General features: G+C 50.5%; 8 protein-coding genes. 4 read left to right on the forward strand and 4 right to left on the reverse strand.

All coding sequences use genetic code 11. The annotated features are described in order from the left end of the window. Positions 1-602 precede the first annotated feature (602 nt). On the forward strand, positions 603-2,930 hold the full coding sequence (locus QVO66_RS12355) for a T9SS type A sorting domain-containing protein (RefSeq protein ID WP_021855802.1): 2,328 nt from the start codon (positions 603-605) through the stop codon (positions 2,928-2,930). A gap of 405 nt (positions 2,931-3,335) precedes the next feature. On the opposite strand, the gene QVO66_RS12360 is transcribed toward QVO66_RS12355, so the two are convergent. Beyond that, positions 3,336-5,117: a tetratricopeptide repeat protein gene (locus tag QVO66_RS12360; RefSeq protein WP_288172869.1), complete on the reverse strand. Its 1,782-nt coding sequence runs from the start codon at positions 5,115-5,117 to the stop codon at positions 3,336-3,338. Between the two features lie 561 nt (positions 5,118-5,678). On the opposite strand from QVO66_RS12360, the gene ychF reads away from it, so the two are divergent. From ychF to QVO66_RS12375, 3 genes are all read left to right on the forward strand, one after another. Beyond that, on the forward strand, positions 5,679-6,779 hold the full coding sequence (gene ychF / locus QVO66_RS12365) for a redox-regulated ATPase YchF (RefSeq protein WP_021855804.1): 1,101 nt from the start codon (positions 5,679-5,681) through the stop codon (positions 6,777-6,779). Positions 6,780-7,006: 227 nt separating this feature from the next. Continuing rightward, positions 7,007-7,858 (forward strand): prolipoprotein diacylglyceryl transferase, encoded by an 852-nt coding sequence (lgt, locus tag QVO66_RS12370; RefSeq protein WP_021855805.1) that lies wholly within the window; start codon positions 7,007-7,009, stop codon positions 7,856-7,858. A 134-nt stretch (positions 7,859-7,992) separates the two neighbouring features. Further along, entirely contained in the window at positions 7,993-9,315 is a 1,323-nt protein-coding gene (locus QVO66_RS12375) for a Fic family protein (protein ID WP_021855806.1), read from the forward strand. 283 nt (positions 9,316-9,598) lie between these two features. On the opposite strand, the gene QVO66_RS12380 is transcribed toward QVO66_RS12375, so the two are convergent. From QVO66_RS12380 to QVO66_RS12390, 3 genes are all read right to left on the reverse strand, one after another. Further along, positions 9,599-10,084, reverse strand: a complete 486-nt coding sequence (locus tag QVO66_RS12380; protein ID WP_021855807.1) for a GNAT family N-acetyltransferase — start codon at positions 10,082-10,084, stop codon at positions 9,599-9,601. 186 nt (positions 10,085-10,270) lie between these two features. Continuing rightward, complete coding sequence (locus QVO66_RS12385) at positions 10,271-12,133, reverse strand: leucine-rich repeat domain-containing protein (protein WP_021855808.1); 1,863 nt, start codon at positions 12,131-12,133, stop codon at positions 10,271-10,273. Between the two features lie 438 nt (positions 12,134-12,571). Continuing rightward, positions 12,572-13,909: a cytidylate kinase family protein gene (locus QVO66_RS12390; RefSeq protein WP_021855809.1), complete on the reverse strand. Its 1,338-nt coding sequence runs from the start codon at positions 13,907-13,909 to the stop codon at positions 12,572-12,574. Position 13,910 lies beyond the last annotated feature (1 nt).

Below are 13,910 nucleotides of genomic sequence, written 5' to 3' on the forward strand. Positions count from 1 at the left end.
GCTACGGGAGGCGCTTTCTGTACGTCTTCACTCTAACAAGATATCAAAAGGTACGATGCTCTATCCCAAGCCACGTTAGGATTCATTTATATTGAACGTATAGCCCTTTATACAATCATAACAAAAAATAATAGAAAACATATAAACTGACGAAAACAAAAATCTTCTTTCTAAATTAAATCATACGCTGACCAACTTTCTCCAAATTCACAGAGTAAAACTATTTTTGATGTTAATACAAATCATCAGATATCCTTCCATAGGAACAGACATAGCCAATAACACACCATAAAACAGGAGAAGAATGGCACAAAACCCGCAAATCCAAAATATTCTACATAAAACCAAGCATAAATGACTCCTCATAGATAGATAAGCAGCAAAGAGAATCAAAAAATAACAAAAACACATGTTTTTCTATAAAAAAGCCACATTTAAACATAAAAACAGCCTAAAATAAGAAAAAATCATAAGTTGTCAGGGCTTTGTCAGGGTAGAAAAACTTGACATTTATGCTTGATTTCGATAATTTTGCGGTGTAAATCATGATTTAACATATGTATTAAACAAGAAGAGTATTAACCCTTTAATAATTACGAACTATGAAAAAGCAAGTACTTTTCGCTGCAGTTGCAACATTATTAGCTTCTGCCCCGTCGTTTGCTCAGATTAAAATGCAAAAAAACAACTTCACACCGTTAAGCATTTCCAACGACGGAACAGTAAGCGGAACCTACGGACAGGCCATGCCATATTATTTATGGTCATCACAGGACGGAAACATGACTGAGATCGGTAGTACTTCAAACGGCCCCGGATCATCAGGAAACGGAATAATATCTGCTGACGGAAATTATGTTTCCGGTATAGTCAGAACAACTATAAAACCTATAACAGAACTTCAACGAAAGTCATATGTAGATAAATACACATTTACGGATATCGTAAACATAAACGGAGGATACATTGCCGTTGGCAAAACCGAAGACAATAAGGGTATTGTCATCAGAAACACAGGATTCAATACAAGATGGAATCCTACTAATATGGATTCACCTATAAATACAATATGTTTCCTTAACGATTATGTTGGAATAATTGCAGGTGACAACGGATTTTATCAAACTACTATTAGCTCTGGCTCATGGTGGGCTGATGAATATGAGCATCCGGGCAAGGACGACGATGTAGACAAGTTTGTGGCTGTAGACTTCAGCGGCGAGTTCTATGGTGCAGCAGCAGCAGTTCTGGCTGACGGCAGCGGCGCGCTTTACTATTCGGAGAATGGCGCAGAGACGTGGAGCGCGGCTACAGGCTGGGAAGGACATCCCACAGCTATATGCCATGCATCAGACAAGAAGTTCTACATGGTTACCGAGGAGGGACGCATATACACATCTGAAGGCGCAGGCGAATGGACACAGTGCGGCGACCTTGGCAAGGCGCTAAAGGCTGTAAGTTTCGCTGACACGGAGAAAGGAATAGTAGTAGGCGACAACTTTATAGCTATAACCACAGACGGTGGAACGACATGGACTGAAATTGAGTCTGAAATAAGCGGCACATGGCTCTCTGCCGTATGGAACGGCGACGATGTTTATGTGGCAGGCAAGGGCGAGGCCATAATATATTCAGCCGACAACGGCAAGACATGGGAGCAGATAAACACTGACCTGGCCGACACTGAAGGAACAGTAAACAGCATCATATATAACGGTAAAGAATTATATACATGCGGTACTTCGAGCACATTCTATTTCCGTCAGTCAGAGGCTACGGAAACACAAATCCGCGAAATGGCACGCTATGACAGAAACGCCGACGAATGGACTCCTCTCGGTTATTTCTCACCAATGGGTGAAAGTGGAAGTAGTGGCTATTGTGTATCTGGAGACGGAAAAAGTGTTGGAGGAAACGCTTACGTAATAAGAAATGCTGACTCGTTCAAATTCAAAAACGTAGCAGCCGCTGCAGTATGGAACGAAGAAGACGGCAAACTGATTGAATTGCCCGGACTATATCAGGAAAAAGCATCAAACGCACGTGTTGATGCACTGAACGCAGACGGCACAGTAGCCGTAGGCTATCAGGACATTGACGGCATGTGGACATCATCTGTATGGAAGAAGGAAAACGGAGTTTGGGGTGACGGCATTATATTGTTCAAAGACAAGGAAGTCGGCCTTGCTGACTACAAGAACATAATGCAGATGTGCTCATGCGTTTCTCCCAACGGCAAATGGGTTGGCGGATATGGCAATGATGCTTCATATTACGAGACAGCTGAAGATCAAAAAATGGCAGAACCTTATATCTGGAGCGAAGAAACAGGCGTGATGAGATTAGGTATACTCGAAAACACACCGGCTAAAGAGGGTTATTATGGTTATGTAAGCAGCATATCTAACGACGGATCGATGGCCTTCGGTACGTTCCAGACCACAATGCCCGGCATAGAGATATGGGGTGTGCCGTTCATCTGGACCAAAGAAGACGGCATGCGCGACCTCAACGACTGGATAACAGAGAAATATAACACAGACTTAGAGGGGTATAGAATTTACGGAGTTTCAGATTTATCTGATAACGGACAATATCTGCTTTGTTATATCCGCAAGGACTATGATTTCGGCGCTTGTGTCATCGACCTTAATGCTGAAGGCACAGACATCAGCCTCGGCGAGACAGCAGCCGACAACAGCGTGAGGATATATCCTAACCCGGTATCAGACATGATACACATCGACCTCAACTCGGCAGAGAACGTGAAGATTAGCCTCTACGGACTGACGGGCAACGTGGTCAAAACAGCTGCAGAGAGCGGCACAACAGCCACGATGAACGTAACCGACGTGCCCGAGGGCATGTATATCCTCGTGGTAGATAACGGAAAGAACAAGACAGTAAGAAAAATGCACATCACTCACTGATTAGCATGCCGTGCTTAATCTGAATCACGTATGGGCACGGCATATTGAATGGGGCGCCGGCATGACATAACTGTTGTGAAACATTAAGGCCGGCGCCCCGTCTTTTTATGACACGGCTTCATAGCATAAAAAATATTATCTTAACAGCCGTCACCGCCACAAAGATGCACAGCCCGCAGGCAGCTATCCCCGGCAAGGCATTTACCCCTGAATGTTTAACCTCATACGCCACACCGGGAATATATTTGCCGGACACTTCTGCCATACCTACAATCACACATAAATACACCGGCAGCCGGCAGCATGCACATCGGAGTGACGCGTGGCGGCTGTTGGTATGATGATGCCGGGGTCGGGTAAAGAATAAGGATAAATATATATCAGGCAGTCTATTGCCCATATATATCATGACGCACTGTCCTGCCCGTCGTCAATTATCGACTGCAGATATCCGCGTATCGACACGTCGCTGCCGAGGCTAATCTTCTTACGGAGCCTGTTGCGGCTCTTCTCTACCGACTCAACCTCGCGGAACGTTATCTGCGATATCTCCTTCGAGGTCAGTCCCATGTATATGTAGGCACACAGGCGGCAGTCGTTCTGCGTAAGGTTAGGGTGAGCCTCCTTGAGCTTGGCGTCGAAGAGCGGCGACACCTCGTTGAAGTATGTCTTGAAACCCTCGTTGAGCCTATTGGCGGTCTGCTGGCGCAGCTTCAGCGATATGCCGTTGACGCGCTTGCGCGTGTCTTCCTCGGCTATGTCCTTGCTCAGCTCGGCCAGCTCCTCGCAGATGTTCTTGTGCAGATTGTCTATCGACGAAAGGTCTATCGAGAATGTTGTCAGCTCGCGGCTCTTCTTTCCTATTTCGCTCTCCATTCTCTTTTTCTCCCATTCGTGCTCTTTCTGCTCGAGCATCCTCAGCTTCTTTTCCTGCTCGAGTATTATAGCGCTCTGCCTCTGCTCGTTCTTGCGCTTCTTTATGCTGACAACCACGAGCACCGACAGCAGCACGGCCACGAGTATGGTGGCCACAACTATTATCATACTGTTGCGCAGCTTTATGTTGGCAAAATCATACTTCATCTTCAGCTCCATGTTGTCGTTGCGCAGCTGTGCTATGTCATACCATGTCATCATCTGGAAGAGTTGCCTCTTTTGGTTGTCAAAGTTGAGCGAGTCGTTGAGCTTCATGCTCTCCTGCAGGCATCTCGACGCCCTTTCGTAATAGTTGAGCTTCATATAGAGAGTGGCTATCTCCTTGAGATACTTGCCCTTTATGGCGTCCGACTGCTTCGGTATCACCTTCTCCTCGATATACTCAATCTCGCTGAGAGCCTTATGCTTCTGCCCCATGGCTATGTAAAGCTGTACGAAGTTGAGCCTTATCATCAGCTCTGACACCATAAATTTTTCGCCCGGCAGCGTCTTCTCTGCCATCACAAGAGCCCTCTCTGCCTCTTTATATTTGCCCATCTCGGTGAGCAGTCCGCCCTTGTTGATATAAACGCGCGACAGCAAATCTCTGTTGCCGGCGGCACACTGCAGCGCACTGTCGAGGCAGGCAATGGCCGTGGGCATGTCCTTCTGTCCGCAGTAGACCAGCGCCATGTTGTTATACAATATGCTGCTTGCCCCTGCCAGGCTCTTCAGACTTATCAGCATCCTCAGAGCCTTGGCATAGTCACCCGTATCATAATATAATTGTGCCTGATTAGTATATATCTGCGACAATAGATTCCTAAAACCGTACTTACGGGCTATGGCAGAACCCCTGTCAAACATCTTGCGGCCTTCATCATGAAATCCGAGCATCGTGTAGCCTATTCCGGCCGAGTTGGCATACTTTGCCATTATCAGGAAGTCGGTCTTCTTTGAAGCCGTCTTCTTCACCTCGTTGAACACCATCCTGGCAAAGAGCACCTCAGACAGGAAGTCGCCCTTCTCGGTGAACATCTTGCACATGGGATAATAGCTTGCTGCCAGCTGCGCAGGCTTCAGCGAGTCAGCGTTGCTGCGGTTAATCTTGTTGATCTCGTTCATATAAAATTTGCTGGATGGAGTATTCTGCACATACTCCTTCAGATATGCCGTCCACCGCTCCTTCAGCGCATTCTTTTCTGCCCGGCCTGCCACCGCAGGACACACACACGACAACAGCAATGCTGCCACAGCGGCGCGTAGAGCCACGCAGCGCACACCGCGGCATGCCGCAGCGCAACATTCAATGACACAGGCGAAAAGGAAAGACAGACATAAGGCAGGTCTGCCGTATTGGGTATACATCAAGCGCATAACAGATAAAATTAATTTCAGCGGCAAAACATCACTCAGAAATACCGCCCATGTCAGCATCACGCTGCATGACGGCAGGCCGTGGCGTAAGACTTGTATGCATAGAGAGCCGCTATACTCAAAACATAATATCAGACAAGGCCGGTCTCAAAGGTACGAATTATTAATCAAAACGTGGCCACTTTATCCGCTATTTTTGTCTTTTTGCCGTAAATTAAGCCCTATCCTGCCGCCTGAACAAGGCCTTAACGACGTATGACATTGCGTCGTACGGCATATGCTTTTTCAGCCTGTGCGGCGGGCCATGCCGGAGATAATGCAGCCAGAACGGCGGCAACATAAAGCCGGAGGCAGACAGCCACGCAACAAATCATAACATTAATTATGCCGCCACAATGACAGTTATATCACTTTTTTGTTATAACTTTGCGCCCGGAATATAAACGTTTATAAGACATGTCATTAAAATGTGGTATAGTAGGACTGCCTAATGTGGGCAAGTCTACGATTTTCAACTGCCTGTCGAGCGCGAAGGCACAGGCAGCCAACTTTCCTTTTTGCACCATCGAACCTAACGTCGGCGTGATAACCGTGCCCGACGAACGCCTCACAAAGCTCGCCGAGATAGTTCATCCGGGACGCATCGTGCCCGCAACCTGCGAGATTGTGGACATTGCCGGACTCGTAAAGGGTGCCAGCAAGGGCGAAGGTCTGGGCAACAAGTTCCTCGGAAACATACGCGAAACCGACGCCATCATACACGTGCTGCGCTGCTTCGACGACGACAACATCACTCACGTTGACGGCAGCATAGACCCTATACGCGACAAGGAAATCATCGACACCGAGCTGCAGCTGAAGGACCTCGAGACCATCGAGGGACGCCTGACCAGGCAGCAGAAGGTGGCAGCCGCCGGAAACAAGGAGGCAAAAATAGAAGTAGGGGTGCTCGAGGCATACAAAGAAGTGCTCGAACAGGGCAAGAACGCACGCGTGGTTGAGTTTGACAGCAAGGAAGAGCAGGACGCCGCACGCAACCTGTTCCTGCTGACGGCTAAGCCCGTACTGTATGTTTGCAACGTCGACGAGGCATCAGCCAAGACCGGCAACGACTACAGCCGCCGCGTTGAGGAGGTGGCAAAGGCCGAAGGCGCCGAGGTGCTCGTGATAGCAGGCAAGACAGAGGAAGACATAGCAAGCCTTGAGACATACGAAGACAAGCAGATGTTCCTCGACGAGCTTGGCCTTGAAGAGAGCGGCGTAAACCGTCTGATAAAGAAAGCCTACGCCCTGCTTAACCTCGAGACATTCATCACCGCAGGCGAGATGGAGGTTAAGGCATGGACATATCACAAGGGCTGGAAGGCTCCTCAGTGTGCCGGTGTAATCCACACCGACTTCGAGAAGGGCTTTATCCGCGCCGAGGTGATAAAGTATGACGACTACATCAAATACGGCTCTGAGGCCGCAGTGCGCGAAGCCGGCAAACTGGGCATCGAGGGCAAAGACTATGTTGTGCAGGACGGCGACATCATGCACTTCAGGTTTAATGTATAAATTTTAAGAGCAAAAGAGGCTTGAAAGAGTAGTTAAAGGAGTCAAAGTAGTTACCGCTCCCTATGGTCGCTCAGGAGTTAAAGTCAAATGCCTTTAAACCTGCGCACCATAAAAACGTTAACTGCACAGGCTCTGCTCAACAGGCAAGGCTAATGACTTTAACTACCGGCAGGCCAAAGCCTGCGATAACTCCTTTAACTACTCTAACTACATAAATATTACCTATCATGATTTCCGAATTATTATACATCCTGTGGAACCCCAACCTGGTGGCATTTCATCTCGGGCCGATGTCCATACGCTGGTATTCGCTGTGCTGGCTCCTGGGCCTTGCGTCGGCATATTTCATCGTGAAGAGGCTCTACAAGGAGCAGAAGATAAAGCCGGAGCTGTTCGATCCGCTGTTCATCTACTGCTTCGTGGGCATACTGATAGGCGCCCGTCTGGGTCACTGCCTGTTCTATGAGCCCGACTATTTCCTGTCGAGCGGCAAGCATATAGTGGAGATGATACTGCCAATACACTTCATGGCCGACGGCTCGTGGAAGTTCACCGGATATGAAGGACTGGCAAGCCACGGCGGCACCATCGGACTAATCATCGCCCTCTGGCTATACGTGCGCCGCACAAAGGTCAACATCTGGCGCGTGCTCGACAACGTGGCGATAGCAACGCCCGTAACGGCATGCTTTATCCGACTGGGCAACCTCATGAACTCTGAAATCATAGGCAAGGCAACCGACGTGCCCTGGGCGTTCATCTTCGAGCGCGTTGACATGACTCCGCGCCATCCGGGACAGCTCTACGAGGCTATAGCCTACGCCATATTCTTCGTCATAGGCTGGTATTTCTACCGCAAAAAGCCGCAGCGCGTGGGCACAGGATTCTTCTTCGGACTCTGCATAACGCTCATCTTCACGGCACGATTCTTCATCGAGTTCACAAAGGACATACAGGAAGAGTTTGAGGCTTCAATGCTGCTCAACATGGGACAGCTGCTCAGCATCCCGTTCGTAATCGTCGGACTGCTCTGCATGAAGGGCGGAAAATGGATGCAGAAACTGGGCATTGAGAAATAGACCAATATCCTACGGCTTAACGGCCGGAAAGGAAACAAATAGAGGGAAATAGGGGAAATTTGCGGAAAATTTCCCCTATTTTTATGTATTTATGCGAAATTAATCATATATTTGCGCAAAAGATAACGACGCAAATGATTGAGAAAACACCCGAAATTAACGAAGATGAACAGTTGGAAGCCCTGAAACTGTTTACCGACAAGAGCCACATGCCGCTGCTGAAAAAGATCAGCAACGGGTATGATTATTGGGACAAGGTGAAATATCTCGCGCCAAAAGGCATCAGCAGCAAGGCGCTGTGGCATGCCGTTAAACTGCAACGGATGCTCAACTCAAAGCAGATAAGCTTCGGACGCTACACGTTCAGCTTCACCGTTACAGAACACATGCTCGCCATGATGCACGAGTTTGACATGAACATAGGCGGCAACCTCGGCACCGACAGCATAATACCCGAGAGCGACAAGAACTTCTATCTCGTAAGCTCCGTTATGGAAGAGGCAATAGCGTCGAGCCAGATGGAGGGAGCGTCGACCACACGCAAGGTGGCGAAAGAGATGCTGCGGAAGAAGCAGAAACCGCGCGACAAGAGTCAGAAGATGATTGCCAACAACTATGCCACGATAAACTATCTTGCCGAACACAGGCACGACGACTTCTCGCTCGAAAGGATTCTCGAGATACACAGATACATATCTGCCGACACTCTCGACAACGGCGGATATGAAGGAAGCCTTAGGCAGACCGACGACATAGTGGTGATGAACGGCATAACGGGCGAGATAGCCCACACACCGCCGCCGCACAACGAGGTGGAAGGCATGCTGAGGGAGCTGTGCGACTTTGCCAACACTGACGACCCCGACAACTTTATACATCCGATTATCAAGGGAATAATAATCCACTTCATGCTTGCCTTCATACATCCCTTTGTAGACGGCAACGGGCGCACGGCGCGCTCGCTGGTCTACTGGTACATGATGAAGAAGGGCTACTGGCTCACGGAGTATCTCTCAATATCGAGAATTATCTACCGCAACAAGGCGCAATACGAAAAGGCGTTCCTATACACCGAGGCCGACGACAACGACCTGTCTTACTTCATACAGTATAATCTGATAACGATGAAGAAAGCATACGAGGAACTTAAACTCTACCTGCAGCGCAAGATAAGCGAGCGCGAAAGCATGACTGCCCTAAGCGGCATGAACGGCATAAATCTAAGACAGGCAAGAATAATAAAGGAGCTGTATAAAAACGGCGACAACATAATAACCGCCAAGGAGATAGCAACGCAGTTTGCCGTAACCGACAAGACGGCAAGAACAGACCTTCAGGCTCTTGTACAAATGGGAATAATGAGCGAGATTAAGCTCAACAACAGAATGACGGGATATGTCAGAGCCGACAACTTTGAGGAGAGAATAAATGAATTAAGTAAGGGAAATATAAAGTAAAACAAGGGAAATTAGGGGAAATTTGCGGAAAATTTCCCCTAATTTCTTTTTTATTGCCCATTACATTCAAGCCAAGAAACATAACAAAAGGGATTTTCTGCCGGACATAAAATCCGTTCTGACGCGTTTTCTTGTGTTCGGCGTGAAGATGTAGGGCTGTGCATGAGAAAACGGCTCACGCGGGCTTAAAATGCCATTATAAAAGAATGTCAGCATGACTTCATGATGCTTACGCGCAACAATGATGCCATGCTGACATATAGAGCATATAAACAGACAAGGATTAATCAAGCTTCAGCTCGAAGTCCACCACGTCGAGCCAGCGCCCGAGCTTGTAGCCTACATCGTGAAAATGCGAAGCCTGACTGAAGCCCAGCTTGCGGTGAAGCTCTATGCTCGCCTCGTTGCAGCCCGTTATGCAGGCTATCAGCACCTTGTATCCGCGCCGGCGGCACTCGTCTATCAGGCGGTGCATCAGTGCGGTGCCGAGGCCGCGGCGGGTGAAGTCGGGCGAGAGATATATCGTCGTCTCGTAAGTGTTGCAGTAGGCGGCGCGCTCCTTCCACGGATGGGCATAGCATATTCCTGCCACGCGGCCGTCTTCTTCAGCCACGAGATAAGGGCAGCTTGCCGATATGTGCCCCACCCTTTCGGCCATCTGCTCTTCGGTGAGCGTCTCGGTCTCAAATGTCTCAACGCCCTCTACGATGTATCTGTTGTAGAGCGCGGTTATCTCCTGAATGTCTTTTTCCTCAACGTAACGTATCATTTCTGTATAATTTATGTTTGCTTTATCTCTTTATCCTCTACGTGCCGCGGCCTGCCATGCGCTGACAGATGCCGCAGGCGCCCTTGCATACATGCAACACAATCGAAGCCTGACGCCTGACATGCGCCTGACCTCGATTGCAGTATGAATAATCCGGGCACAGGCCGTACCAGGCCTGACATGGCTTTACTGTCTGTTCACGCTGATCTTAATGCTGCGGTCGGCTATCTTCACCAGCACGACGCCGTCCGTGCGGCCTGCGCTGAGCGTTATGCTGCCTGCCGACGCCTTTCCTGCCGAGAGCATCATGCCGCCCACGCTGTAGAGCGCAACCTGCTCGCCGTCGGCAAGTCCGCTTACGGTGATGCTGCCGCCATGCGAGCTTACCACTACGCCGCGGCGCTCGTCAAGGTTTATTCCGGAAGTGTTCAGCGTGGCGTCGATGAAGCACAGCACGGCCTTTGCCTCCTCGCTGTTAAGATAGCCGTGTGCCGATGCATACACGGTTATGTCGTATGCCGCGCCGAGAGCCACATTGCCGTCGGCCGAGTAGGCTCCTTCAACGGCGTCAGACGCGCTTATCGTGTAGTGATATTCTGCCCCTTCGGTGGCGCATCCGAACGTCAGCGAGTTATCGGCATAGGCTATTGTCGGCGTGGCGCACCTAACGGGGTCAACCACCTGTCCGTCTTCCTCTATGATAAACTTAAACCCGCTCCACGGCTCCTTGACCTTATAGAGCGCCGTGGTGCCTGTAGGCACATGCAGGCGGCACTCTGTGTATATGTCGCCGAACACGAAATTGCTCGTGCTCACCTCGTCAGGGTCGTCCCACTGGCAGGTTACGTCGGCAAGATAAGTGCAGTCTGAGAAACTGCCGCTGCCCAGCGTCTCTACACTCCTTGGCAGCAGTATCGAGGTCAGTCCGCTGCAATTGCGGAAGCATCCGGCGCCAATGTTCTTCAGTCCGGCAGGCAGAGCTATTCCGCTGAGCGAGATGCAGTTGCTGAAGCAGTCATCATACAGCTTCTCGATACTCTCCGGCAGGGTTACCGAAGCCAGCTTTGAGCAGTAGCTGAAACATTCTTCGTAGAGCCTCGTTACGCCGCTCGGCACGACTATCGACTCTAAAGCGGAGCAGCTCTCGAAGCATCTGCTCTCTATGTTGTCTATGCTGTTGGGCAATGTTATTGCCTGAAGTGCGGTGCAGCCTGAGAAGCAACTGCTCCTTAAGTCGGTGATGCCGTCGGGCAGACTGACCGACGTGAGCGAAGTGCAGCCCGAGAAACACTCCTCGCCAAGCTCCCTCACACCCTGCGGGATGTCTATCGACTCGAGCGAAGTGCAATGATAGAAGCATCTCTTCTTCAGCTCCGTCAGGCTTCCCTCAAACTTCACCGATCCAAGCGACGAGCAGCCGTGGAAGCAGCTCTCGCCCATAGTGGTCAGACTTGCCGGCAGAGTTACCGACGTGAGGCTCTTGCAGGCGTAGAAGCACTGATAGCCAAGCTCCGTGATGCCCTTGGGCAGACTGATTGCCTTAAGCTTGTCGCAGCCTGAGAAACATGCGCTGCCAAGCGATGTAACTCCTGCCGGCAGCTCAATCGTCTCAAGCATGTAGCAACGCTCAAAGCACATATCACCGAGCGATACGAGAGCTTCGGGCAGGTCTACCGACTTAAGAGAGTAACAGAAAGAGAAACTGTTGCCACCCAGCGAAGTTATGTTGTCGGGCAGGTCTGCCGATACAAGCTTAGAACACGACGAGAAGCACGACGAGCCCATCACGGTAACAGTGTTGGGAAGCACAACTCCCGTAATGTCGTTTCCGCTGAAGGCATTGTTCTGCACGGTGGTAACCGTATAGTCATCTCCGCCGTATCTCACGGTCTCAGGTATCACGATGTCGCCCGTAAGTCCCTTCTGCTGCATCACCGATGCCTTTCCGCCGTCGAGCAGATAAGTTATTCCGTCGATTGTAGCCGTCTCCTGTGCGCTGCCTGCCAGGGTCATCGCCGCCGCCAGACATGTAAGGATAATTTTCTTCATAAATAGTTTTTTTAATGTTCAAGAAATGTATGTGTTCACTTGTTTTATTTGTAAAAATAGCCGATTGTTTCTCCGTGCAAAAATAAGAAAAAAACAACAAACCGAAAGGCCCTGCCCGAAAAAACAGCATTTTGTGTCGACCAACGCCTTGTATGGCATCAACCCACCCTTAATGCCGGCGGCAGGTTTTGGGGATATTTTGCGGAAATAAAACACCTGCAACGAACCGCCAAAAAACGATATGTGCCCTTTCGCACGGCAAAAGCATATCTTCTGCACGGCAAAAGAGCACATATCAGAGGCCGAAAGGCGGCCTTTTATAATACACTGAAATTCAATGCGTTATACAATATAGGGCGATGCACGCCAGCGTCGGCGGCAGACTGATGCATACCATGCCGCCGTAGGGCACGCCATAGGGTATGAGCCACGGCAGCGTCAGGCCTCAGTACGGCCGGCCCCGGCTGCCTTCATGCCTGCCTTGGCGTTGGCATACATGCGCACGATGATGTCGCACGCCTGGTCTAACGTCATCGAGCCTGTGTTTATCATCAGGTCGTAGTTGCGCGGATCGTCCCAGCGCTGACCCGTGTAATATTCATAGTGAGTGCCGCGGGCCTTATTGAGCCTCTTTATCTCAGCCTCCGCCTTAACCTTGTCCAGGCCGTATTCAGACGTGCATCGGTCGATGGCCGTGTCACGGTCGCAATAGCAGAACACGCGCACAACGCCCGGACGGCCCTTCAGCACAAAGTCGGCACAGCGCCCCACGATGACGCACGGCTCCTTGTCGGCCAGCTGCTGCACTATCTTGCTCTCGGCAAGGAAGAGCACGTCGTCGTCAGACAGTCCCCTGCCCGCCTGCGTGCCGTAGCCCTGCGACAGTATGCACTTCAGCCAGAACGACGGTATGGTCTGCTCGTTGCGCCTTATGTAGTCTTCGTTGATGCCGCTGCTCTTTGCCGCCATCTTTATAAATTCGCGGTCGTAGAGCCTTACGCCGAGTCTCGACGCCAGCATCTCGCCCAGCATGTGGCCGCCGCTGCCAAACTCGCGGGCTATGGTAACCACCACGTCGGCAGGCGCTGCGGCTGCCTTGCCTTCGGTCTGCTTAGAGTAGCCAAGCACGCCGTTGAGCACGCGGCAGAACGGTGTGAGGAAGTGAACTATCGGCCCCACGAGCAGCGCCGCAGCCACCGTGCCCTCGCGCACGCCGTGTATGCCGCCTATGAAGAGCATAGAGAACACGCAGGCAAGGATGACGTTGCCCACGTCGAAGCCCAGTTTGACGTAGCCGAAGTCGCCGCCTATGCGCCTTGCCAGCACCCTGACGAAGAACTCGCCCGCCACCATTGCCACGTCGGCCTTAACCTCGAGCGTTATGCCGCACGCCAGAATGACGCATCCGGCGAGCATGCTGAGCAGCTGCATGGGATATGCCTCGGGCTGAAGCCACGACAGCGACGACATGGATATGTCGATAAACGTGCCGAAACAGAGCGTAACGGGTATCTGTATGAGATACATGCGGAGATCGGCGCGCAGCTGTGAGCGGCTCATCATGAGCGGCTCTGTGGCCACGAAAAGAAGGTTTACGATAATGGTCCACTGGCCCATGGTAAGGGGCGTGAACATACTCAGCACGTAGTTGACGCTCGTTATGGGCGACGTGCCCAGCAGAGCCTTTGTGATAAAGGCAATGCCGTAGGCGTTGATAAACACCGAAATAATAAAAAGGATGTAACGCCTTGTTAGAAATATTGTCTTTTTCTGCATA

The organism is Prevotella sp. CAG:255 (assembly GCF_000431195.1).
Lineage (GTDB): Bacteria > Bacteroidota > Bacteroidia > Bacteroidales > Bacteroidaceae > Prevotella > Prevotella rara.